The sequence below is a fragment of the Mumia sp. zg.B53 genome, from assembly GCF_019550935.1.
GTDB lineage: Bacteria > Actinomycetota > Actinomycetes > Propionibacteriales > Nocardioidaceae > Mumia.
Map to the genome: position 1 here is coordinate 127,752 of NZ_JAHWCK010000001.1, position 22,518 is coordinate 150,269.

Sequence of the window (22,518 nt, forward strand, 5' to 3'; positions counted from 1 at the left end):
GCCAAGGACGAAGGAGCGCACCAGACGTGACCGAGGGACCCACCTCCGGGAATCCGGACGACCCGACGCCGGAGCACACGACGCCGGACCACGAGATCCCGGAGGCGACGCCGCAGCAGAGCCCTGAGGACGAGCACGACACCCCGACGGCCGAGCAGCCGTCGGTGCCCGCGCAGGGTGACGAGCCTCCGCCGCCGTACGACCCGCCGGCTCCCGGCGACAGCCCGACGGCCGAGCAGCCGTCGGTGCCCGCGCAGGGTGACGAGCCTCCGCCGCCGCCGTACGATCCGCCGGCTCCCGGCGACAGCCCGACGGCCGAGCAGCCGTCGGTGCCCGCGCAGGGTGACGAGCCTCCGCCGCCGCCGTACGATCCGCCGGCTCCCGGCCCGGGGGAGGCGCCGTACGCCCCGCCGGCCGGCCCCGGTCAGCCGCCGTACGGACCGCCGCCCGGCTACGGACCGCCGTACGGACCGCCGCAGGGAGCGCCGCAGCAGCAACCGCCCTACGGCGCTCCGTACGGCTACGCGCCGGAGGCCAAGAGCAAGCTGGTGGCCGGTCTGCTCGGCATCCTGCTCGGTGGCTTCGGTATCCACCGCTTCTATCTCGGCTTCACGACCATCGGCGTGGTCCAGATCGTGGTCACCATCATCACGTGTGGCCTCGGCGCGATCTGGGGCTTCGTCGAAGGCATCTTGTACCTCGTCGGTGCCAACGGCTGGACGACGGACGCCTCCGGGCGCCCGCTCAAGGAGTGAGGGTGAGAGGCCGATCCATCGGGCGTCGGGCGACGGGCGCATTCGGCGCGCTCGTCCTCGGTGCCGTCCTCGTCGCGTGCGGCGGCGAGGACGACGGTGACCCGAGCGGGTGCCTCGGTTCCGCCAACGGCGGCACGGTCGTCGTGCAGGGGACCAACACGCCCTTGGTCGACGGCGTGAGTGCGGGCGTGGGCTCGATCGACGTCGACCCGGACGAGGCGACGGCGATCCTTACGGTGTCGGAGAGCCAGGAGCCGGCTGGTGTGCGGTCGGTTCCGGTGACCGTCGGCACCACGTTCACGGCCGCCGGCAAGCAGCTCGCCGTCGTGCAGATCTGTCGCGGCTCGGTCACGGTGGACATCACCGCCTGACCCGTGCCGCACCGCTGACAGCGACGTGCGCCCCGACCTCGTGAGAGGGCGGGGCGCACGTGCGTGTGGTCTCGGGCGACGTCAGGCCTTGTCGCCGAACATGATCTCGTCCCACGACGGGACGCGACGTCGTTCGCGTCGCCGGGGTGCGCGCTTGCGCGGCTGCTCACCTGCCGGGTCGTCGTCCGGCGCGCCGGCCTCGGGGACCTCTCCGTCGGGTACGGCCGTCTGCCCGGCCGCGCGCTCGACCTCGGGCTCGCTCTCCCTCGGCGCCGCGTCGGGGGCGTCGCGCTCTCGGGTCGCGTCCTGGCGCGCGGCCACCGCGGCGGCGTCGCGCTCCTCGGCGGCGTCGAGCTCGAGCGTGGGCTCTCCGTCGTCGACGCCCGGGATGTCGCTGAGACTCAGCTGCTCGTCGGCCCGCTCGCTCGCCGCTGCGGCGCGCCGTGCGCGAGCCTGCCGCAACGACGTGACGCGCGGGTCCGACTCGAGCTCCACCACGTCGACCTGACGCGTGACGGCGTCGGCGATCGCGGTGTCGCTGGCGTCGGGGACGTCCCCGACCAGCTCGCGCCCGCCCGCATCCTCCGCGAACGTGTAGCGCCCCGCGGGGTCGAAGACGTAGTCGGCGGTGATCCCGCCCGCTCGTACGGTGACCGTCCAGCGGGCGTCGTCGCGCCGGTAGGAGTCCCACGCCGCCGACTCGGGGTCGAGCCCGCGTCCGCGCAGCGTCGTGTCCACCGACTCGCCGAGGGTCAGTGCGTTCGACTGGGCGTGCTTTCGACGGACCGTCGCCTTGCGGGCGCGCTCGGCCATGTGCTCTCGCTCCGCGAGCACGGGGTGGGCATAACCCATGATCCGGTCGACGGGGAGCTCTGCTGCTGCTGCCACCTCCTCCGGCGACTCGCCCCGGCGGATCCGGGCCTGGATGTCTCGCGGACGCAGTGCACTGTCCATCGCTATCTCCAACTGGCCGAGTCGTGCCCGGTCGTTCCTGAGGGTGGCGCGCAACCGGTCGTCGGCAGGGATGCGGAACAGCTCACCGACCGGGCCGCGAAGAACCACGTACCTCTGGTCCTCGCTCAGCCCCACCACGGTGAGGTCTCGCATGTCGTTGCCTCCGCCCTTCGCGCCTCGTACCAGCCCCAGTGTCGACTGCTTGCCCGGTCAATCCAAGCAAGCGCGCCGAGCGCGCGGTCGACCGCACCCCGCTAACGTCGTCTCGTGGCCACCAACTACGTCGTCGTCGATCTCGTCGGGATCGCCGCATTCGCCCTCTCGGGAGCGCTGGTGGCGGTCCGCAAGCCGCTGGACATCTTCGGGGTCCTCGTCCTGGCGGGGGCGACGGGACTCGGCGGCGGCTTCCTCCGTGACGTCCTCATCGGGGCCACCCCACCGGCCTCCCTCATGGACTGGCGCTACCTCATGGTCCCGGTCGTGGCGGGACTCATTGCGTTCCGGTTCCATCCCGTGCTCGGTCGGCTCGAGAGCAAGATCGCCGTCTTCGACGCCGCCGGCATGGGGCTGTTCTGCGTCACCGGTGCGGTGAAGTCGCTCGACTACGGTCTCGAGCCGGTGGCGGCGTGCCTGATGGGCATGGTCACCGCGATCGGGGGCGGTGTGATCCGTGACCTGCTCGCGGGACGCGTCCCCGTCGTCCTCCGCGAGGAGCTGTACGCGTTCCCGGCCTTGCTGGGCGCGGCGATCGCGGTCACCGCGGTCCAGCTCGACCTGCCGTACGCCTGGGTCGTCCTCCCGGGCGCGCTCTTCGCCTTCGGCTACCGGATGATCGCCCTGCGTCGCGGGTGGCAGGCGCCGCTCCCGTCCGGGATGGACGGCTACTGAGCCGAGCAGAACGGTGCGGTGGCGTCAGCGCGCCGTTCCTGCGGCATCCGCGGGAGCGCCTGCAGCAGGGGCAGGGGGGCGGACGCGTACGCTCCAGGCCCCGCCCACGGCGAGGAAGCCGGCGAGCAGGCACACCAGGTAGCCCCATGAGGGCGCCGTGCTGTCCACCACCCAGCCGGACAGCGCCGCGCCCGGCGCGACACCGGTCGCGAGACCGGTGGTGAACCATGCGATCCCCTCGGTGAGCCGCTCGCGAGGGACGCCCTGCTCGACGAGACGGGTGCAGGCGACCATGCTGGGCGCGATCGCGAACCCCGAGACGAACAGGGCGACGGCGACCAGCGGGAGCGCCGAGGTCAGCAGCAGCGGGACGAAGCTCACGGTCAGGACCACCGTGGCGATGCGCAGCTGCGCCAGGGAGGACATCCGCGGGGGACGCGCACCGACCAGCAGACCCGCGATCAGGCTTCCCGCGGCCCAGATCGCGAGCAGGACGCCGGACAGCTCCTTGTGGCCCTGGTCCTCGGCCACCGCGACGGTCACCAGCTCGGCGCCTCCGAAGAGCACGCCGAACCCGACGCCGGCGAGCATCAGGGGTGCGAGCAGCCCGAACGGCAGACGTTCGCGCCCGCCCGAAGGATCGTCCCGACGCCGTCGGGACGGAGGCTCGGTACGGCGCTGCACCGCGAGGAGCAGTGACCCTGCCACTCCTGCCACGCCGGCGACCGCCAACCCGACGTAGGGGTTGATGAGGGTGGCGAGGAACGTGACGACGACCGGACCGACGATGAAGACCACCTCGTCGAGCACCGCCTCCAGGGCGAACGCGGTCGGGATCATCGACGGCTCGGCGTTGTGGGTCCACCGCGCCCGGACCATCGAGCCGGCCTGGGGGAGGGCGAAGCCGGCGAGGGCGGCGCACAGGTGGGGGAGCGGCGTGGGCGCCTGGGCGTGGACGGCGAGGAGCCCGAGGGCGAGCCCGAGACCGAAGAGCGCGCTGGTCGCCGGGAGCACACGGTGCTGGCCGAACCGATCGGTGAGCCGTCCTTGCACCGGGGCGCCGATCGCGTTGGCGATGACGGAGGCGGCCGAGATGGCGCCCGCCTTCGCGTACGACCCGGTCTGCTCCTGCACGAGGAGGACGAGTCCGAGCCCGAGCATGGAGATCGGCAGGCGTGCGAGGAGGGCGGCTGTGCTGAAGGCCGGGGCGCCAGGGACCGCGAGGATCCGGCGGTACGAGTCGAGCACGGTCTTCCTTGGGAGACGTCGTCGAGGTGACGGTGTGGCGGAGGAGATGCCCTCGGGCGCCCCGACCGGGGTCGCACCTGCAGCCTAACCGTCGACTTGGAAGGATGGCGGCATGGATGGACCCGCGCCCGACACCCGCCCGTACGATGCGTTCCTGCTCGTCTCGTTCGGAGGGCCCGAGAAGCCCGACGACGTCGTCCCGTTCCTCGAGAACGTCACTCGCGGGCGGGGGATCCCGCGCGAGCGGCTGGTCGAGGTCGGTGAGCACTACTTCTCGTTCGGTGGCCGATCGCCGATCAACGACCAGAATCGAGACCTGGTCGCGGTTCTGCAGCTCGAGCTGCGCTCGCACGGCATCGAGCTCCCCGTCTACTGGGGCAACCGCAACTGGGACCCGTACCTCACCGACACGCTCACCCAGATGCGTGACGACGGTGTCGAACGCGCGGTGTGCCTGTTCACCAGCGCCTACACCTCGTACTCCGGCTGCCGTCAGTACCGCGAGAACCTGTACGACGCGACCGTCGCGGTCGGTGACGGCGCCCCCCGGCTCGACCGGGTCCGGCACTACTTCAACCACCCGGGCTTCGTGGCTCCGTTCGTCGGCGGCGCGGTGGGCGCGATCGATCAGCTCGGTCGTGAGGGGTTCGACACCGCGGCGACCCGGCTGGTCTTCGTCACTCACTCGATCCCGGACGCCATGAACGCGGCGAGCGGTCGCTTCGTCTGCGACGGGGAGACACGTGGGGGAGAGGCGTACGTGCGCGAGCACCGGGACGTCGCCGCCCAGGTGGCAGCCGGCGTGGCGGAGAGCACTGGCGTCGAGCGGGCGTACGACCTCGTCTACTGCTCGCGGTCGGGCTCCCCCGAGGTGCCGTGGCTGGAGCCGGACGTCAACGACCACCTCCGGGCTCTGGCGGCCGACGGGGTGGCGTCGGTCGTCCTGGTGCCCATCGGCTTCGTCTCCGACCACATGGAGGTCGTCTACGACCTCGACACCGAGGCCAGGGAGACCGCCGAGGAGCTCGGTCTGGGCTTCGCGCGGGTTCCGACGCCGGGCGTCGACGCCCGGTTCGTCACCGCGATCCGCGAGCTGATCGTCGAGCGGGCGGCCCTGGCGCGCGACGAGGAGCCCGAGCAGAGCGTGGTGGGTGAGCTGCCGCCGAGCTGGACGGTCTGCCCCGCCGGCTGCTGTGCGAACCTCCGCGACCCGCAGCGTCCGGCCCTGCTCGGCACGGACTCGTGACGCGCCCGTCCGGAGAGGTCCTTGCCACGCTGGCCCTGACCGCCTCGCGCGCCGCGGCGGCGTACGCCCGCACCGCCCGTCCGGCGGGACGGGTCGAGGTCGCCGCGACCAAGTCGAGCCCGACCGATCCCGTCACGGAGATCGATCGCGCGACCGAGCGACTCATCCGTGACCACATCGCGGCCGACCGGCCTGGCGACACCATCCTGGGCGAGGAGGGCGGGGAGGCCCTCGCTGGCGAGACGGGCCCGGCAGGAGACACCGGAGTGCGGTGGATCGTCGACCCGATCGACGGCACGGTCAACTTCGTCTACGGCCTGCCCCAGTCCGCCGTCGCGGTCGCAGCGGAGATCGACGGGGTCGTCGAGGCGGCCTGCGTGATCGACATCACCACCGGGCACGAGTACACCGCCGTGCGGGGCGAGGGTGCCTACCTCCGGGAGAGCCCGGCGCGGCCTTCGGTCCGACTGAGGTCGGTGGCCCCTCCTTCGGCGTCCCAGGCGCTCGTGGCGACCGGGTTCAACTACGTCCCGGAGGTCCGGGCCCGTCAGGCGAGCGCGGTGGCGCGGATGCTGCTGGAGATCCGTGACATCCGTCGCATGGGATCGGCCGCGCTCGACCTGTGCGCGCTCGCTGCCGGACGGTTCGACGCCTACGTCGAGCAGGGTCTGGCTCCCTGGGACATCGCCGCGGGTGGCCTGATCGCCCGGGAATCCGGGGTTGTCGTCTCCGGGCTCGACGGGCCGCCGGACGCGCGGCTCGTCGTGGCCGCACCGGAAGCCTTCGCTGAGGAATTTATGCGGCTCGTCCGCGCTTGTGGCTTTTGAGTTGGGTCGCGCTGATCCGTGTGGCACAATCTGCGCGGCCTGCACGTTATCGAAATGGGATGAATCCGGCCGCTCGGAGGCCCGGATGTGAGAGTCGAAGAGGAGGGTTCATGGCGACTGATTACGACGCTCCTCGGAAGACCGAAGAAGAGCAGTCGGAAGACAGCATCGAAGAGCTCAAGGCCCGCCGCCACGAGAAGAACTCGGGCAAGGTGGACGAGGACGAGGTCGAGGCCGCGGAGTCGTTCGAGCTCCCCGGTGCAGATCTGTCCCACGAGGAGCTCTCGGTCCAGGTTCTTCCGAAGCAGTCGGACGAGTTCACCTGCAGCTCGTGCTTCCTGGTGCACCACCGCAGCCAGCTCGCCCGCGAGAAGGGCAAGCAGCTGATCTGCGTCGACTGCGCCTGAGGCAGTCGCTCGCCGGCATCACGACAGGCTGCCGGCAGCGTCGATGCATGCGAACGACAACGCCCCCGCACCGCACCAGCGGTCGGGGGCGTCGCCGTGCCCAGGGGACTGTGCTGCCTCAGGACCTCAGGCCTTGGGGCGCTTCACACCGGGCGGGAGATCTCCGGTCGAGCGCACCCAGTAGTTGACCGCCTGGCGGTTGAGGACCACCTTGATGAGGCCGGCACTCGCCCCTGCCAGGACCGCCCAGGCCACGGCCTCGCGGGTCGCCATCGCCGGATCACGCGACATGTCGTCGGTGGGAGGCTTGCGACCGGTCGCGGCACGCCAGACGAGGGCGGCCGCCTGGGTGGCGATGACACCGGCGGCCACGGTCGCCGTGCGGTCCAGCAGCTTCCAGGCCGCCTTGCCCGACCCCTTCTTGGACTTCTTGCCCTTGGCGGTCGGGGCCTTCTTCGTGCTGCGCGCCACGGTCTTCCTTCCCTTCGTCACGGTCGTACGGAGCCGTCTGGCCCACACGTTATCCGTTCGTCACGGGTCGCAGGTCCGGGCGTGGCGGGTCCGCGCGTCAGCCGCGGGCGCGACGTGCGCTGAGCGCGTCGGCGAGCTCGTGAGGGTGGCGGGTGCCGATCAACCAGTACGGAGTGGGGTCGCGCGAGTCGGTCACCTGGACCTGGACTGCGGTGGCGATGTAGGGCCGGAGGAGGAAGAACGCGCGGGCGTCGGCCTGAGGGCCGTGCAGCGCGCGGGTCTGGGCGGCGTCGAGGGCGGTGACCTCGCCGCAGTAGACCAGCGGCAGGCGAGCCGCCCCGGCGCGCAGGTGGACGTTGGAGACCTCGACGACGGCCCGGCCGTACTGGACGAGACCCGCCGCGACGGCGGCCCCGGCGACCGCGCCCGCGCCGAGCGCCACCCACATCGGCGTGGCGAGCACGAAGATCCACCAGACGATCACGGTGAGGCCGGCACCGGCCAGCCACCACGAGACCGGGACGCTGAGATGCTCGCGGTACGACGGCGCGTCGGCCTCACGGGTCATGCCCCCAGGTTGCCATGCCCGCACGCACGGTCCGCCCGGTAGGGTCCTCGTTCATGCTCGAGGTGATGCTGACCCGTCTGGACCCGTCGATCCCGCTGCCGTCCTACGCCCATCCCGGGGACGCGGGGGCAGACCTCTGCACGACCGTCGACCTGACGCTCCAGCCGGGAGAACGCGCGCTCGTCCCGACGGGGATCGCGGTCGCTGTCCCGGTCGGGTACGTGGCGCTCGTGCATCCTCGCTCGGGACTCGCCGCCCGGGCAGGACTGTCCATCGTGAACGCTCCGGGGACCGTCGACGCGGGGTACCGTGGCGAGATCAAGGTGTGCCTGGTCAACCTCGACCAGAGCGAGGCCATCGTGCTCGCGCGGGGCGACCGGATCGCCCAGCTGGTGCTCCAGAAGGTCGAGCAGGCGGAGTTCCGTGTCGTCGACGCCCTCCCCGAGTCGGCACGGGGTGACGGGGGGTACGGTTCGACGGGCGGGTTCGCCGTGGCCTCGGGGTCGTGACGACGACCGGGCACGTGAGGACCCGACCAAGAAGACAGACGAGAGGAGCGCGGTGATGTTCGGTCGTCGCAAGAAGGCGCACAGCGACGCCGCCGCGGAGTCCGCCGAGGTTTCCGAGGCGACCGCGCAGCCGCAGGAGCCCACGTCCGAGACGCCGGAGGAACCGGAGACGGCCGTTCCGGCCTACGACCGGTCGTCCGGACCATGGGACGCCTCCGAGCGGGAGGTCCTCGAGGACGACCCCACCTACGTCGATGTCGGCGCGATGATCGTGCACGGCCGCGTGGGGCTCGACATCCAGATTCCGACCGACCCCGAGTCCGGTGTCGCCACGTCCGTCGTGGCGATGGGGGAGGGCAGCGCGGTCGAGCTGCGGGCCTTCGCCGCGCCCCGCCACGCGGGACTCTGGGACGAGATCCGCCCCGAGATCGTCGCCGAGGTCGAGCGTGTCGGCGGCAAGGTCGAGGAGGTCGACTCGTCGTTCGGTCGCGAGCTGCGGGTCGAGGTGCCGGTGCAGGCGCCCGACGGCCGCCAAGGCGTCCAGGCCAGCCGCATCATCGGTGTGGACGGTCCGCGATGGCTGCTGCGCGCCACCTTCATGGGCACGTTGGGCGAGACGTCCGATCCGGACAGCCTCCTCGAGCAGACCGTCCGTGACCTGATCATCGTCCGGGGTGACGTCCCGATGCCCCCTCGTGAGCAGATCCCCGTGGTCGTCCCCGCGGGTGCCGTCCGTGCCGAGTCGCCGACCCGCGAGGCCTGAGGCGAGGCGGCGCGACCGCGCGCGGCCTACGCTGGGACCATGACGAGCACCACCGGCACACTGTGGAGCCGCGCGCGTGAGCGCATGAGCGGCTTCGCCGAGCGCGCGGACGACGCCGAGCTGCGCGTGGAGGCCGTCGAGGCGGGGTGCCTGCCCCTGTGCGACCAGCGCGCGGGCGATGTCGTCACCGCCCACGGCGAGCTGCGTACGGTCACCTTCCGTCCCCAGTCGGAGTCCCGGGCGCTCGAGGCGGTGCTCTACGACGGCTCCGGCTCCCTGACCCTCGTCTGGCTCGGCCGCAAGCGGGTGCCCGGCATCGAGGTCGGGCGCGTGCTGACGGCGACCGGACGGTTAGGTCTGCGCGAGGGTGGCCGTGTCATCTACAACCCCCGATACGAGCTGAGTCGATGACCGGTCAGACCGCGGGACCCGCCGAGCGTCCCGATGCCCACGTCACCGTCGAGCAGGTCGTGCGGGCGCAGCTCGCCAAGGCGCTCGGTGGCGTCCGAGGCATGCTCGAGGCCGCGGTGCCGACCATCGGCTTCACGGCGAGCTGGCTCATCACCCGCGACCTCAAGCTGGCGCTCGGGATCAGTGTCGGCCTCGCGGTCGTGCTGCTGGTCGCCCGCGTGGTCCAGCGCAGCACCACGCAGTTCGTCCTCAACTCGCTGTTCGGGATCGGCATCGCCGCGATCTTCGCGCTCCGCTCCGGCGAGGCGCGAGACGCCTTCCTGCCGGGCGTCATCTACAACGGCGCGTACGGCGCGGTGCTCCTGCTCACCGTCGTCGTCGGGTGGCCGCTGGTCGGCTTCCTCGTCGGCAGCGTCACGGGCGATCCCACCGCCTGGCACCGCGACCGTGCGCTGACGCGGCTCTGCTCGCGTCTCACGCTGATCCTCGCGATCCCGTGCCTCTTGCGCGTCGCGGTGCAGTACCCGCTGTGGGTCGGCGACCACGTGGCGCTGCTCGGCACCGCCAAGATCGTGATGGGGTGGCCGCTCCAGCTCGCTGCGCTCGGCGCGATGGCGTACCTGCTCGGCCGCAACCACACGCCCACCGCCGATCCCGAGGCGGCCGGCAAGCTCTTGTCGCGCGAGGCGCTCGAGATCCAGCCGAAGCTCCAGCCGCGCGACTGACCGTCACCCCTCGCCCGGGTCGCCCTGGTGCTCGCTGGGCGCGAGCAGGTGCTCGAGCGCGCGCTCGGAGTCGATCGCCGCGACGAACAGCAGCTCGTCGCCGGTCTCGAGGCTGCGGTCGGGCTCGGGCACCTGCACGCTCTTGCTCCGAAGGATCGCCACCAGCACCGCGTCGCGCGGCCACGGGACGTCGCCGACCCGGACCCCGACGTACGGGGAGTCCTCGGGCATGGTCAGCTCGACGAGGCTGGCGTTGGACCCGCGCAGGGAGAACAGACGCACGAGGTCGCCGACGGTCACCGCCTCTTCGACCAGGGCGGACATCATCCGCGGCGTCGAGACCGCGATGTCGACTCCCCACGACCCGCTGAAGAGCCACTCGTTGTCGGGGTGGTTCACGCGGGCGACCGTGCGGTCCACGCCGAACTCCGTCTTGGCGAGCAGGGACACGACGAGGTTGGCCTTGTCGTCGCCCGTCGCGGCGATGACCACGTCGAACTGCTCGAGCTGCGCGGTCTCCAGCGCCGAGAGCTCGCACGCGTCGGCGAGGATCCACTCGGCCTCGGGGACCGCGTGCGAGCGGATCGCTCGCGGGTTGCGGTCGATGAGGAGGATCTCGTGCCCGTTCTCCAGGAGCTCGGTGGCGACCGAGCGTCCGACGGCACCGGCACCGGCGATGGCGACCTTCATGACTCGTCCTCTCGGGGGCCCAGCTCGAGGGCGCTGAAGACGTCCGCAGAGTCGGGGATGGCAGAGAACAGCTGGACGACGTCACCGTCCTGGAGGACCGTGGCGCCGGTCGGGATCAGCCCTTTGCCGAAGCGCGCGAGACTCGCGACCCGCCCTCCGGTGGCCTTCTCGAGGGCGTCGACGGTCCGGCCGACCCACTTCGCCTGCACGGGGACCTGGTCGGCGCGCACCTCGCCGCTGGGGTCGCGGTAGACGGGGTCGTGGCCCGCAGGCAGCAGGCGACGGAGCACCTGGTCGGCGGCCCAGGTGACGGTTGCGACCGTGGGGACGCCGAGGCGCTCGTAGACCTCGGCGCGTCCGGGGTCGTAGATGCGGGCGACGATGGTGTCGACGCCGAACTGCTCGCGGGCGACGCGTGCCGAGATGATGTTGGAGTTGTCGCCGGACGACACGGCGGCGAAGGCGTGCGCCCGCTCGATCCCGGCTCGTTGCAGGACGTCGCGGTCGAAGCCGAGGCCCGTCACGGTCAGACCCGAGAACGAGGGCCCGAGGCGGCGGAACGCGTCGGCGTCGCTGTCGATGACGGCCAGCGAGTGACCGCGCTCTTCGAGGCGCTGCGCGAGGGTCGAGCCGACGCGGCCGCACCCCATGATGACGATGTGCACGCGACGACGCTACACCGCGCGGGCGGGGCCGAGCGCAGGCCGGGAGGGACAGGTCTACGATCCTCAGAGTGGGGATGGCCGAGCTGGGCAAGCGCATGTTCCTCGGGCGCAAGCTGCGCAGTACGCAGCTCGACGAGACGTTGCTTCCAAAGCGCATCGCGCTGCCCGTCTTCGCGAGCGACGCGCTGTCCTCGGTGGCGTACGCGCCGGACGAGATCTTCCTCGTCCTGTCGATGGGCGGGCTGTCTGCGTACGCGTTCAACTGGAAGATCGGCCTCGCCGTCGCGGTGGTGATGCTGACGGTGGTCGCGTCCTATCGGCAGAACGTCCGTGCCTACCCCAGCGGGGGCGGCGACTACGAGGTGGCGACGGTCAACCTGGGGCCGCGCGCGGGCGTGACGGTGGCCTCGGCGCTGATGGTGGACTACGTCCTCACCGTGGCGGTCTCGATCTCCTCGGGCGTCCAGAACGCCACCGCGGCGCTGCCCTGGCTCAACGGGCACGAGGCGCTGGCGGCGTCGGTGCTGGTGCTCCTCCTCATCGCGGTCAACCTGCGCGGACTGCGCGAGTCGGGGGCCGCCTTCGCGATCCCGTCCTACCTCTTCATGGCCTCGATCATCGGCATGGCGCTGTGGGGCTTCGCCCGCTACGCCCTCGGTGACCTCCCCAAGGTCGCGAGCGCAGACCTCGAGCTCGCCGCGGAGGAGCCGTACCTCGGGGCGGTCTCGGCGGTCGCGATGACGTTCCTGGTCGCCCGTGCGTTCTCGTCGGGCTGCGCGGCGCTGACCGGTGTCGAGGCGATCAGCAACGGCGTCCCCGCGTTCCGCCGACCGAAGAGCAAGAACGCCGCCACCACCCTCGCGCTGCTCGGCGTCATCTCGGTCACGATGCTGATGAGCATCGTCGTGCTCGCCGACCTGACCCATCTGCGATTCGCCGAGGACCCCGCGACGCAGCTGACCCGCGACGGCGTGCCGGTCGGCGACTCCTACGTCCAGGACACGGTGATCGGTCAGCTGGCGGCGGCGGTGTACGACAACGCGCAGCCGCTCTTCTACCTCACGGTCGCCACGACCGGCATCATCCTGGTCCTCGCCGCGAACACGGCGTTCAACGGGTTCCCCGTGCTCGGCTCGGTGCTCGCGCGCGACGGACACCTCCCGCGGCAGCTCGACACCCGTGGCGACCGGCTCTCGTTCAGCAACGGCATCGTGCTCCTGGGGCTCGCCGCGATCGTCCTGATCCTGGCCTTCGACGCCCAGGTGACCCGCCTGATCCAGCTCTACATCGTCGGCGTCTTCGTCTCGTTCACCCTCAGCCAGCTGGGCATGCTCCGGCACTGGGGCCGGCATCTCCGGACCGAGACCGATCCCGCCGAGCGGCGCCGGATGAAGCGGTCGCGCTCGGTCAACATGTTCGGGCTGGCGATGACGGCCACCGTGCTCGTGATCGTCCTCGTCACCAAGTTCTTCGCTGGAGCGTGGATCGCGATCTCGGCGATGGTGGTGCTCTACGTCCTCATGCGCGGCATCCGGCGCCACTACGACGAGGTGGCCGACGAGCTCGCGATCGAGGAGTCCGACGTGACCCTGCCGTCGCGCGTGCACGCGATCGTGCTCGTGGGTCGCCTCCACAAGCCGGTCATGCGTGCGCTCGCCTACGCGCGGGTCTCACGGCCCGACGCGCTGGAGGCGATCACCGTCGACCTGGACCCTGCTGCGACCACGCGGCTCACCGAGCAGTGGGACGCCCTTGACATCCCCGTGCCGCTGGTCGTCATCGGGTCGCCGTACCGCGAGCTGGTCCGGCCGGTGATCAAGTACGTCAAGGAGCTGCGCCGGGCGAGCCCGCGCGACATCGTCATGGTCTACGTCCCCGAGTACGTGGTCGGCCGGTGGTACGAGCAGATCCTCCACAACCAGACCGCGCTCCGGCTCAAGAGCCGCCTGCTGTTCACCCCCGGCGTGGTCGTGACGAGCGTGCCCTACCTCCTGCAGTCGGCCAAGCAGCGCGGTCCGGAGCGCGTACGCCCCGTGCCGGGCGAGGTGCGCCAGGGACGGACCTTCAACGAGCGCCGGAAGCCGTGACCTGGGCGGCATGCGTCACCCTGGAGGCATGAGCACCCAGGCAGACGCGACCGACGACCTGACCGGGACCCGGGTGGAGCTCGACATCGGGGCGATCGCTCACGGCGGGCACTGCGTCGCCCGGTGGGACGGCCGCGTGGTGTTCGTCCGGCACACCCTGCCCGGCGAGAGGGTGGTCGCAGAGATCACCGAGGGCGCCGCGGGCGCGAGATTCCTCCGCGCGGACGCGGTGGAGGTCCTCGAGGCGGCGCCGGGGCGGGTCGAGCCCAGGTGCCCGGTGTCCGGGCCGGGCCTGTGCGGTGGGTGCGACTTCCAGCACGTGGACCTCGGTGTCCAGCGCGATTTGCTGGGCGCCGTCGTGAGCGAGCAGCTGAGCCGGCTGGCCGGCATCCAGCGGGAGGTCGTGGTCCGTCCGCCGTTGTCCGACACCGCCGCCGACGGACTCGGGTGGCGGACTCGCGTGACGTTCGCCGCCGATCCTCACGGGCACCTCGGACTGCGCAAGCACCGCTCGCACGAGGTGATCCCGCTCGATGACTGCCCGATCGCGTCTCCTGCCCTGCCGCGGGTGCTCGACACCCCGTGGCCGGCGTCGCGGGTGACAGCGGTGGCCGGGTCCACTGGCGACAGGTTCGTGGCGGCGTACGACGTCACGGGGGAGCTGCCTGACGTCGACGCCGTCGGCCTGATGGCCGACGGCCACCGGGTCCGTGGACGGGGATGGGTCCGCGAGGAGGTCGACGGCCACGAGTTCCGGGTCGGCGGTGCCGGTTTCTGGCAGGTGCACCCGCAGGCGGCCGCCACACTGGTCGACGCCGTCCGGCGAGCGGTGGAGGCCAGGCCGGGGGAGACGATGGCCGATCTGTACGCGGGCGTCGGCCTCTTCACCGCGTTCCTCGCCGAGGAGGTGGGGTCGTCGGGCACTGTGATCAGCGTCGAGGGAGACCCGCGGGCGTCACGCGACGCACGCCGCAACCTGCACGGGCTACCGCAGGCCAGGGTCGTCAACGGCGACGTCGAGCAGGCGCTTCGGCGTGGCGAGGTGGGGGCGCGGGCGGACGTGGTGGTGCTCGACCCGCCGCGGACCGGTGCCCGTGCCCGCGTCGTCCGTCGGATCGCGGCACTCGGCCCGAGGCGGGTCGTCTACGTCGCCTGCGACCCGGCGGCGTTGGCCCGTGACGTCAAGACGTTCGGCGAGGAGGGCTACGTGCTCGGGTCGCTCGAGGCGTACGCGTTGTTCCCGATGACTCACCATGTGGAGTGTGTCGCGGTCCTCGACCGCGCGTCGTGAGGAGTGTCCTGAGGAGGGTGCCCCCCGCGCACGAGAGACTTCGCGGGTGACCTACGCCGACCCCAGTCGTTGCCCGAGCTGCGGCACCGTTGCGAGCGGCTCGCCGCGATGCCCCCGTTGCTCTCTCCAGCTCCGCGGCGAGCGCCCGCTCGCCCTCCTCCGCCTGCTGAGCGAGGCCGACACGGTGCTCCGAGAGCTGCAGGACGAGGCGGCCGTCTGGCGAGCTCAGCAGGCTGCCGCCCGACCGCCGGTGGAGCCACCGAGGCCTGCCCCCGCCGGGGGACCGCCGGTAGCGACGCCCGGCCGTCCGCCAGCGGGCGCGTCCCGACGCTGGACGGTGGGCGGCACCCTTCTCGCCCTGGGCGCGCTGTGCCTTGTCGTGGCGGCGTTCGTGTTCATCGCCGTGACGTGGGGACGGGTCGGCCTCACCGGTCGCACCCTGATCCTGCTGGCGTTCACCGCGGCCGCCTGCGGGTCGGCGGTGTGGCTGACGACTCGCCGGCTCCGCGCCTCGGCCGAGACGATGTGGACGGTCACGGGAGTCCTCGCGGCCGTCGACGCCGGTGCAGCGATGTCGGCCGGCCTGCTCGGTCTCGACGAGCTGGACGGCGCCGCGGTGGTCGTCGGGTTCGGGGCCGTCCTGGCCGGTGTCGGTGCCGTGGTGGCCGTCTGGTCGCGCCGATGGATGCCGACCCTCGTCTCGGCCCAGCTGGGTGTGGCGATCGGTGCCGTCTCGGCGGCAGTCGCGCTGGTGCTGCTGATGGAGGTGGACCTGCGCTGGACGCTGACCCCGGTGGCCGCCCTCGTGATCCTGCTCGCGGTGGTGTGCTGGCGCGGCGCACTCCTGGTGGCGGCCTGGGTGACCGCGCTCGGGGGAGCGTCGATGCTGGGGCTCGCCGCGCTGTGGATCGTGACAGGCGTCGCCCTCTCCCCGACCTTCTCCACCCGCTGGTCCGAGGGAGATGCTCCTGCCGCGCTGCTGCACGGCGTCCTCGTGGTGGCCCTCTCGGTCGTGGTCTCGCACGCGTTCTCCGGGCACGTCGCTCGGCTGGCCGTCTCCTTGGTCCGCGGCGTCGCAGGGTTCGACCTCGCGGTGTGCGTCGCCGCTGTCTTCCTCCTCGTCGGCGAGCAGGTGCCGCCCGAGGTGGCGTCCACGACCTGGATCGCGGTGCCCCTGGTGCTGGCCGGCGCGGGCCTCCTGCACGCGCGCTGGTCGCGAGGATGGGAGACCGGCGTCCGCGCCGCACTGGCGGTCGGCGTGCTTCCCCTGCTCATCGGGGTCGTCGTCGCAGGAGTGGGTGCGCTGTCCGCGGTGAGCGACTCGTGGTTGCCGGGGTGGTCCACCGACGTTGGTCTTCGCCTGACGGCCGACTCCGGGCTGTCGCCCGGGCGGGCGTTCGCGCTGTGGCTCGGAGCCGCGGGCGTCGCCTGTGTCGTGGCGTGGTGGCCGCAGCCGTCGTCGACGCGGCCCCAGCGCGTCGCGCTGCGGGCGACCGCCGCACTGCTGGCGGTGGCAGGAGCCGCGGTGCTGGTCGTCCTGCTGGACGCGCCGGTCGTCGTTCTGGCTCTCGGGCAGCTCGTCGTCGCCGGGGGAGCGGCGGTCTTGTGGATGCTCCTCCGGGAGGACTCGGGCGCATCGGTCGTGGCTGCCGCGACGGGCCTGCTCTGGACTGCCGCGGCCGCGCTGGCGCCGATCGGATCGGCTCCGGCCGCGACGCTCACGTGGACGGTCGGTGCCGCGGCCGCGATCGTCGTCGCCGCGACGGCGTTGGCTCTGCGACCGCGCAGTGCTCAACGGGACGCAGGTGTGGCGGCGGCCGTTGGTGTCGCCGGAGTGCTCGGTGTCGCGGCCGCCGTCGGCTGGGCGGACGTCGCCGGCGCCGATGCGAGGGTGCTGGCGCTGGTCGCCGCGGGCCTCGCGGCGGTGCTTCTCCTCGGCAGCGCCGTACCCCGCCTCCCTGCGCCGGTACGCCTGGCGGTCGAGGTGGTGGCGCCGATGGCCGGGCTGGTCTCCGTGGGTTTCGCCGCGTGGGTCGGGACGGCGTGGTCCAGCCTCGTCCTCACCATCGTGGGGGTGGCCATGACGACGGTCGGCCTGCTGCGTGCGGACCGGCGGGTCTACGCACCGACGGGTGCCGCTCTGCTCGGCCTGGCCTACGTCCTTCGGCTGGTCGCCTCCGACATCGGGGTCGTCGAGGCCTACACGCTGCCGTTCGGGATCGTCCTGCTCGCGGTCGGTGCCGTTCTCGTCGTACGCGACGCCGCGCGCTCGAGCGACGTCCTCTGGCCGGGGCTGACGCTCGCCCTGCTGCCGAGCCTTCCCCAGGCACTGGGCGATCCCGCCTCGCTGCGAGGGCTGCTTCTGGCCCTGGCCGCGGTGGGGGTCCTCGCCGCCGGAGCGTCGCTGCGGTGGCGTGCACCGTTCGTGATCGGCGGCGCGCTGACGACGGTGCTTGTGGTCCGTTGGGCCGGGCCGTTCGTCGGTGACCTCCCGCGGTGGCTTCCGCCCGGTGTGGTGGGAGTCGGCCTGGTCCTCGCCGGGGCGACGTGGGAGGCCCGGGTCCGCGACGCGCGGGCCGTGGTGGCATACGTCCAGCGACTTCGGTGACGGGAGGCATTGCCCGTGAGCGTCGTCACATGCTTGGATACGGGCACCTGCACCGAGCACGGAGCAGGCTGGCGGCGTCGGGTGACCCGGCGACGAGCGGGGGGCGGACGGATGCAGATCGTCGAGCTGACACGTGAGCACGCCGACGACGTCGCGACCTGGAGCTACCTCGAGCCACAGGGTTGCTACGACCTGACCGGCATGCACCCTCGACGCTTCGCCGATCTCTCGCAGGGGTTCTGGGCCCTCCTGCACGAGGGACGGTTCATCGGCTACCGGTGCTACGGCGCCCAGGCGCGGGTCCCGGGTTACGACTACGACGACGACGCCCTCGACACCGCCGGTGGGCTGCGCCCCGAGCTGACGGGCCAGGGGCTCGGACAGGCGGCGATGGCGGTCGGCCTGGAGTTCGCCCGAGAGCGCTTCGCGCCCGCCGCCTTCCGGGTGACGGTGACCGAGTTCAACGTCCGAGCGCTCAAGGTGGTCGACGCTCTCGGGTTCGTGCCGATCGACAAGTTCGAGTCTCCTGACGACGGGCACACCTACGTCGTTCTCGTCTGTCGAGACTGACGCGCCGGCCCGGGCGCTGAGGGCACGCTCGTCTCGTTCGCCCTGCGTGGCCGACGTTTGATACCGTGTATCTTGACATCGAGATAAATGACGAGCGGCGACCAGGCTGTCCTCATTGCGCGCCGCGTTGCTGCGCGCGCGACGATGGACGGCGACGCCGCTCGAGGGCCCGCTTCGCGACCGCGGGTTCCGGCAGGACGGAAGAGGAGAGGCGATGGCCAGCGTCAACAGCTTCAACGCGAAGGAAACCCTGAACGTCGGGGAGACCGCGTACGAGATCTATCGGCTGGGAGCGGTGACGGGCGAGGGCCTGGACGTCGACTCGCTGCCGTTCAGCCTGAAGGTGCTCCTGGAGAACCTCCTCCGCACCGAGGACGGCGCCGACATCACGGCGGACGACATCAAGGCACTCGCCGGATGGGACGCCGACGCGGACCCGAGCAAAGAGATCCAGTTCACGCCTGCGCGCGTGATCATGCAGGACTTCACGGGCGTCCCGTGCGTCGTCGACCTTGCCACCATGCGTGAGGCGATGGCTGATCTCGGCGGCGACCCCAGCAAGATCAACCCGCTCGCGCCCGCCGAGATGGTCATCGACCACTCGGTGATCGCCGACGTCTTCGGCACGCCGGACGCGTTCGAGCGCAACGTCGAGATCGAGTACGAGCGCAACCGCGAGCGCTACCAGTTTCTCCGCTGGGGCCAGACCGCGTTCGACGACTTCAAGGTCGTCCCGCCCGGCACCGGCATCGTGCACCAGGTCAACATCGAGCACCTCGCCCGTACGGTCTTCACCCGCACCGTCGACGGCGTCCTCCAGGCCTACCCCGACACCTGCGTCGGCACCGACTCGCACACGACCATGGTCAACGGCCTCGGCGTCGTCGGCTGGGGCGTCGGTGGCATCGAGGCCGAGGCTGCGATGCTCGGCCAGCCGGTCTCGATGCTCATCCCGCGCGTCGTCGGCTTCAAGCTCTCGGGCGAGCTCCCGGAGGGCTCCACCGCCACCGACCTCGTGCTCACGATCACGGAGATGCTGCGTGAGCACGGCGTCGTCGGCAAGTTCGTCGAGTTCTACGGCTCCGGTGTCGGTGCCGTGCCGCTGGCCAACCGCGCCACCATCGGCAACATGAGCCCGGAGTACGGCTCGACCATCGCGGTCTTCCCGATCGACGACGAGACGACGAAGTACCTCCGCCTGACCGGGCGGTCCGAGGAGCAGATCGCCCTCGTCGAGGCTTACGCCAAGGCCCAGGGCCTGTGGCACGACGCCGACCGGGAGCCGCGCTACTCCGAGTACCTCGAGCTCGACCTCTCGACGATCGTCCCGTCCATCGCCGGCCCGAAGCGTCCTCAGGACCGTATCGTCGTCTCCGACGCCAAGGAGGCGTTCCGCACCGTCCTCGTTAACTACGTCGAGGACGACCAGACCGGCGGCGACGACCGCAAGCCCGGTGTCCCGCAGCAGGAGAAGCCGTACGGCGTCACCGTCGGCGCCGACGAGGCGTCGGCCGAGTCGTTCCCCGCGAGCGATGCGCCGGCGACGAACGGGAACGGCAACGGTCACGACGACGCCGCCGCGCCGGCCGACTGGCACTCCGCGGCTCCCAAGGACGGGGGTCGCCCGAGCAACCCGCAGCGCGTGACCACCGCGGACGGCACGACGTACGAGCTGGACCACGGCGCGGTCACGATCGCCGCCATCACGTCCTGCACCAACACGTCCAACCCGTCGGTCATGATCGGCGCGGCGCTGCTGGCCAAGAACGCCGTCGAGAAGGGCCTGGAGCGCAAGCCGTGGGTCAAGACCACCCTGGCCCCCGGGTCGAAGGTCGTCTCCGACTACTACGCGCGCGCAGGCCTCACCCCGTACCTCGACAAGCTCGGCTTCAACCTCGTCGGCTACGGCTGCACCACGTGCATCGGCAACTCCGGCCCGCTGATCCCCGAGGTGTCGCAGGCGGTCAACGACGGTGATCTCGCCGTCACGTCCGTGCTGTCGGGCAACCGCAACTTCGAGGGTCGCATCAACCCCGACGTCAAGATGAACTACCTGGCGTCCCCGCCGCTGGTCGTCGCGTACGCGCTGGCCGGCACGATGGACACCGACCTGTTCAACGAGCCGCTCGGCCAGGACCAGGAAGGCAACGACGTCTTCCTGCGCGACATCTGGCCGGCGCCCTCGGAGGTCGAGGAGGTCGTCGCCGGTGCCATGTCGGCCGACACCTTCAAGAGCGAGTACGCCGACGTGTTCGCCGGTGACGAGCGCTGGCAGTCGCTGCCGACACCGGAGGGCGACGTCTTCGAGTGGGACGCCGACTCGACGTACGTCCGCAAGGCGCCGTACTTCGACGGGATGGAGCACGAGCCCTCGCCGGTCACCGACATCGAGGGCGCCCGCGTGCTCCTCAAGCTCGGCGACTCCGTCACGACGGACCACATCTCGCCTGCGGGTGCGATCAAGAAGGACAGCCCGGCCGGCAAGTACCTCGCCGAGCACGGTGTGGAGCCGCGCAACTTCAACTCGTACGGCTCGCGTCGCGGCAACCACGAGGTCATGATCCGCGGAACGTTCGCCAACATCCGGCTCCGCAACCAGATGGCGCCGGGGACCGAGGGCGGCTTCACCCGTCAGCTGAACGAGAACGGTGAGGTCACGACCGTCTTCGAGGCGTCGGAGAAGTACCAGGCGGCGGGCATCCCGCTCGTGGTGCTGGCCGGCAAGGAGTACGGGTCCGGCAGCTCCCGCGACTGGGCAGCCAAGGGCACGGCCCTGCTGGGCGTCAAGGCCGTCATCGCCGAGTCGTACGAGCGGATCCACCGCTCCAACCTGATCGGCATGGGCGTCCTGCCGCTGCAGTTCCCCGCGGGTCAGAACGCGGAGTCGCTCGGCCTCACCGGTGAGGAGACGTTCTCGTTCACCGGCGTCACCGGGCTCAACGAGGGTCGTACGCCCAAGACGGTCAAGGTCACCGCGGCCCGCGCCGACGGTGAGAGCGTCGAGTTCGACGCGATCGTCCGCATCGACACGCCGGGTGAGGCGAACTACTACCGCAACGGCGGCATCATGCCGTACGTGCTCCGGTCGCTCCTCGCCTGAGTGCTCCGATCCTGCGCTAGCCACGCCCGGGCCGATTTTGTTGCAGCGACGACAAAATTGGACCCGGGCGTGCTAGTTTCGCCTCGCTCGGACACCACAGGGAGAGGTACGACGCGGTGCCACTGCAGCAGCAGCGACCGACCGGCAAGGGTGCCAACCAGGAGGCGGTACGCCGCCACAACCTGGGCACCCTGCTCGGCCACGTCCACCGTGACGGGGATGTGTCCCGGGCCGATCTCACCACCCGGATGGGGCTCAACAGGTCGACGATCGCCGCACTTGTCGGCGAGCTGGAGCGCCTCGGCGTCGTCGCCCAGGCGACGCCTGGGGGCGACCGCCAGGGCGCGGGGCGGCCGTCGCTGCACGTACGCCCGGGGGAGCGGCAGGTCTGCGTGGTCGCCGTCGAGCTGCGGGTGGAGAGCATCGAGCTCGCCCGGGTCGGCCTCGGCGGGGCCGTACTCGATCGCGCGTCGTCACCCCTCGCGCCGCAGGTGACGCCGGAGGCGGTGGCCGAGCAGGTCGCGCGCACGACGGCCGAGCTGCTCGTGGACGTCCCGGACGACGCCCTCCTGGTCGGTGTGGGCGTCGGGATCCCCGGCATCGTCTCGACCGAGGACGGACGCATCCACTATGCGCCCAACCTGCAGTGGAGAGATGTGCCCTTCGGAGACCTGCTCCAGCAGCGGATCGGCGGCCGGGTCCCGGTGGTGATCGGCAACGACGCCAACCTCGGTGTGCTCGCCGAGCACACCCGCGGCGTGGCGCGAGGCATGTCGGACGTGGTCTACCTCGCTGGAGACGTCGGCGTCGGTGCCGGCCTGATCACGCGGGGCCGAGGGCTCTTCGGCACGGTGGGGTACGCCGGCGAGGTGGGTCACATGCGGATCTCCTCGGACGGCCGACGCTGCCGGTGCGGCAACCGTGGGTGCTGGGAGACCGAGATCGGGGCGGTGGCGGTCGCCGACGCGCTCGGGACGCCCTCGCACGACATCGCGCACCTCGTCTCGCTGCTCGAGGAGGTGCGTACGCCGTCGCTGCCGCTGCGCGAGGTCGGCTACAAGCTCGGGGTAGGGATCACCAACCTCGTCAACGTCTTCGACCCGCAGGCCGTCATCCTCGGCGGCCTGCTGAGCGCGCTGTATCCCGCGGTCCGCGCGGATGTCGACGCCGAGCTCCGTCATGGCACGCTGGATGCCACCGACCGGCGTACGGAGATCCTGCTGCCCGGCCTGGGGCGCGACTCGGTGCTGGTGGGGGCCGGCGAGCTGGCCTTCGGAGCGATGATGGCCGATCCGCTGCTGGTCTCCGCCGAGGCGGAGTCGGTGGTCGGGCGCGTGCGGTCGACGATCTCGGTCTAGCCCGCG

22 protein-coding genes are annotated in these 22,518 nt (G+C 71.6%); 16 read left to right on the top strand and 6 right to left on the bottom strand.

Translation table 11 applies throughout. From position 1 onward, the window contains the following. The first annotated feature begins 26 nt into the window (after nt 1-26). Both KV102_RS19425 and KV102_RS00585 read left to right on the top strand, forming a co-directional pair. A complete protein-coding gene (locus KV102_RS19425) occupies nt 27-755 on the top strand; it encodes a TM2 domain-containing protein (RefSeq protein ID WP_308290189.1) in 729 nt (242 codons plus the stop codon). A gap of 2 nt (nt 756-757) precedes the next feature. Continuing rightward, nucleotides 758-1,126 (top strand): hypothetical protein, encoded by a 369-nt coding sequence (locus KV102_RS00585; protein WP_220344999.1) that lies wholly within the window; start codon nt 758-760, stop codon nt 1,124-1,126. Nucleotides 1,127-1,207: 81 nt separating this feature from the next. Here the strand turns inward: KV102_RS00585 and sepH are convergent, their stop codons facing one another. Then, nucleotides 1,208-2,233 carry a septation protein SepH gene (gene sepH, locus KV102_RS00590; RefSeq protein ID WP_220345000.1) on the bottom strand — a complete coding sequence of 342 codons (1,026 nt, stop codon included), beginning with the start codon at nt 2,231-2,233 and terminating at the stop codon, nt 1,208-1,210. A 114-nt stretch (nt 2,234-2,347) separates the two neighbouring features. On the opposite strand from sepH, the gene KV102_RS00595 reads away from it, so the two are divergent. Further along, entirely contained in the window at nt 2,348-2,968 is a 621-nt protein-coding gene (locus tag KV102_RS00595) for a trimeric intracellular cation channel family protein (RefSeq protein WP_220341513.1), read from the top strand. A gap of 24 nt (nt 2,969-2,992) precedes the next feature. On the opposite strand, the gene KV102_RS00600 is transcribed toward KV102_RS00595, so the two are convergent. Continuing rightward, entirely contained in the window at nt 2,993-4,216 is a 1,224-nt protein-coding gene (locus tag KV102_RS00600; protein ID WP_220341514.1) for an MFS transporter, read from the bottom strand. A gap of 112 nt (nt 4,217-4,328) precedes the next feature. Here KV102_RS00600 and KV102_RS00605 point away from each other — a divergent pair, with 112 nt between their 5' ends. The 3 genes from KV102_RS00605 to KV102_RS00615 all read left to right on the top strand — a co-directional run bounded on the left by KV102_RS00605 (nt 4,329) and on the right by KV102_RS00615 (nt 6,696). Then, nucleotides 4,329-5,462, top strand: coding sequence for a ferrochelatase (locus KV102_RS00605; RefSeq protein WP_220345001.1), 1,134 nt, complete (start codon nt 4,329-4,331; stop codon nt 5,460-5,462). Continuing rightward, nucleotides 5,459-6,289, top strand: a complete 831-nt coding sequence (locus tag KV102_RS00610) for an inositol monophosphatase family protein (protein ID WP_220341516.1) — start codon at nt 5,459-5,461, stop codon at nt 6,287-6,289. The genes KV102_RS00605 and KV102_RS00610 overlap by 4 nt, the downstream gene beginning before the upstream one ends. Before the next feature lie 110 nt (nt 6,290-6,399). Beyond that, on the top strand, nt 6,400-6,696 hold the full coding sequence (locus KV102_RS00615; RefSeq protein ID WP_220341517.1) for a DUF4193 domain-containing protein: 297 nt from the start codon (nt 6,400-6,402) through the stop codon (nt 6,694-6,696). A gap of 126 nt (nt 6,697-6,822) precedes the next feature. On the opposite strand, the gene KV102_RS00620 is transcribed toward KV102_RS00615, so the two are convergent. Further along, complete coding sequence (locus tag KV102_RS00620) at nt 6,823-7,167, bottom strand: DUF4235 domain-containing protein (protein WP_220341518.1); 345 nt, start codon at nt 7,165-7,167, stop codon at nt 6,823-6,825. Between the two features lie 97 nt (nt 7,168-7,264). After that, nucleotides 7,265-7,735: a DUF3093 domain-containing protein gene (locus tag KV102_RS00625; RefSeq protein WP_220345002.1), complete on the bottom strand. Its 471-nt coding sequence runs from the start codon at nt 7,733-7,735 to the stop codon at nt 7,265-7,267. Nucleotides 7,736-7,788: 53 nt separating this feature from the next. Between KV102_RS00625 and dut the strand changes: the two genes are divergently transcribed. From dut to KV102_RS00645, 4 genes are read left to right on the top strand one after another with little or no spacing between them, the layout of a single operon-like run. Beyond that, nucleotides 7,789-8,244: a dUTP diphosphatase gene (gene dut, locus KV102_RS00630; protein WP_220345003.1), complete on the top strand. Its 456-nt coding sequence runs from the start codon at nt 7,789-7,791 to the stop codon at nt 8,242-8,244. A gap of 55 nt (nt 8,245-8,299) precedes the next feature. After that, a complete protein-coding gene (locus KV102_RS00635) occupies nt 8,300-9,007 on the top strand; it encodes a DUF3710 domain-containing protein (protein ID WP_220345004.1) in 708 nt (235 codons plus the stop codon). A gap of 39 nt (nt 9,008-9,046) precedes the next feature. After that, nucleotides 9,047-9,418, top strand: coding sequence for an OB-fold nucleic acid binding domain-containing protein (locus tag KV102_RS00640; protein WP_220345005.1), 372 nt, complete (start codon nt 9,047-9,049; stop codon nt 9,416-9,418). Beyond that, entirely contained in the window at nt 9,415-10,143 is a 729-nt protein-coding gene (locus KV102_RS00645; RefSeq protein ID WP_220341523.1) for a DUF3159 domain-containing protein, read from the top strand. The genes KV102_RS00640 and KV102_RS00645 overlap by 4 nt, the downstream gene beginning before the upstream one ends. A 3-nt stretch (nt 10,144-10,146) precedes the next feature. Here the strand turns inward: KV102_RS00645 and KV102_RS00650 are convergent, their stop codons facing one another. Continuing rightward, the gene (locus KV102_RS00650) at nt 10,147-10,833 is read right to left on the bottom strand and encodes a TrkA family potassium uptake protein (protein ID WP_220341524.1); all 687 of its coding nucleotides are present in this window, start codon (nt 10,831-10,833) and stop codon (nt 10,147-10,149) included. Continuing rightward, the gene (locus KV102_RS00655; RefSeq protein WP_220346217.1) at nt 10,830-11,483 is read right to left on the bottom strand and encodes a TrkA family potassium uptake protein; all 654 of its coding nucleotides are present in this window, start codon (nt 11,481-11,483) and stop codon (nt 10,830-10,832) included. The genes KV102_RS00650 and KV102_RS00655 overlap by 4 nt, the downstream gene beginning before the upstream one ends. A gap of 89 nt (nt 11,484-11,572) precedes the next feature. Here KV102_RS00655 and KV102_RS00660 point away from each other — a divergent pair, with 89 nt between their 5' ends. From KV102_RS00660 to KV102_RS00685, 6 genes are all read left to right on the top strand, one after another. Further along, nucleotides 11,573-13,585, top strand: a complete 2,013-nt coding sequence (locus tag KV102_RS00660) for an APC family permease (RefSeq protein ID WP_220342485.1) — start codon at nt 11,573-11,575, stop codon at nt 13,583-13,585. A 28-nt stretch (nt 13,586-13,613) separates the two neighbouring features. Then, the gene (locus tag KV102_RS00665; protein ID WP_220345006.1) at nt 13,614-14,876 is read left to right on the top strand and encodes a class I SAM-dependent RNA methyltransferase; all 1,263 of its coding nucleotides are present in this window, start codon (nt 13,614-13,616) and stop codon (nt 14,874-14,876) included. 337 nt (nt 14,877-15,213) lie between these two features. Beyond that, the gene (locus tag KV102_RS00670) at nt 15,214-17,484 is read left to right on the top strand and encodes an SCO7613 C-terminal domain-containing membrane protein (RefSeq protein ID WP_220345007.1); all 2,271 of its coding nucleotides are present in this window, start codon (nt 15,214-15,216) and stop codon (nt 17,482-17,484) included. A gap of 15 nt (nt 17,485-17,499) precedes the next feature. Beyond that, on the top strand, nt 17,500-18,054 hold the full coding sequence (locus tag KV102_RS00675; protein ID WP_220341527.1) for a GNAT family N-acetyltransferase: 555 nt from the start codon (nt 17,500-17,502) through the stop codon (nt 18,052-18,054). Between the two features lie 214 nt (nt 18,055-18,268). After that, on the top strand, nt 18,269-21,154 hold the full coding sequence (locus KV102_RS00680) for an aconitate hydratase (protein ID WP_220345008.1): 2,886 nt from the start codon (nt 18,269-18,271) through the stop codon (nt 21,152-21,154). A gap of 116 nt (nt 21,155-21,270) precedes the next feature. Beyond that, a complete protein-coding gene (locus KV102_RS00685) occupies nt 21,271-22,512 on the top strand; it encodes an ROK family transcriptional regulator (RefSeq protein ID WP_220341529.1) in 1,242 nt (413 codons plus the stop codon). Nucleotides 22,513-22,518: the final 6 nt, after the last annotated feature.

Bases quoted from the DNA above. Each gene is read 5' to 3' on its own strand.
- KV102_RS00650 (WP_220341524.1), bottom strand. From the start codon at position 10,833: ATGAAGGTCGCCATCGCCGGTGCCGGTGCCGTCGGACGCTCGGTCGCC.
- KV102_RS00615 (WP_220341517.1), top strand. From the start codon at position 6,400: ATGGCGACTGATTACGACGCTCCTCGGAAGACCGAAGAAGAGCAGTCG.
- KV102_RS00680 (WP_220345008.1), top strand. From the start codon at position 18,269: ATGGCCAGCGTCAACAGCTTCAACGCGAAGGAAACCCTGAACGTCGGG.
- KV102_RS00625 (WP_220345002.1), bottom strand. From the start codon at position 7,735: ATGACCCGTGAGGCCGACGCGCCGTCGTACCGCGAGCATCTCAGCGTC.
- KV102_RS00635 (WP_220345004.1), top strand. From the start codon at position 8,300: ATGTTCGGTCGTCGCAAGAAGGCGCACAGCGACGCCGCCGCGGAGTCC.
- dut (WP_220345003.1), top strand. From the start codon at position 7,789: ATGCTCGAGGTGATGCTGACCCGTCTGGACCCGTCGATCCCGCTGCCG.
- KV102_RS00655 (WP_220346217.1), bottom strand. From the start codon at position 11,483: ATGGGGTGCGGCCGCGTCGGCTCGACCCTCGCGCAGCGCCTCGAAGAG.
- KV102_RS00640 (WP_220345005.1), top strand. From the start codon at position 9,047: ATGACGAGCACCACCGGCACACTGTGGAGCCGCGCGCGTGAGCGCATG.
- KV102_RS00605 (WP_220345001.1), top strand. From the start codon at position 4,329: ATGGATGGACCCGCGCCCGACACCCGCCCGTACGATGCGTTCCTGCTC.
- KV102_RS00660 (WP_220342485.1), top strand. From the start codon at position 11,573: ATGGCCGAGCTGGGCAAGCGCATGTTCCTCGGGCGCAAGCTGCGCAGT.
- KV102_RS00645 (WP_220341523.1), top strand. From the start codon at position 9,415: ATGACCGGTCAGACCGCGGGACCCGCCGAGCGTCCCGATGCCCACGTC.
- sepH (WP_220345000.1), bottom strand. From the start codon at position 2,233: ATGCGAGACCTCACCGTGGTGGGGCTGAGCGAGGACCAGAGGTACGTG.
- KV102_RS00665 (WP_220345006.1), top strand. From the start codon at position 13,614: ATGAGCACCCAGGCAGACGCGACCGACGACCTGACCGGGACCCGGGTG.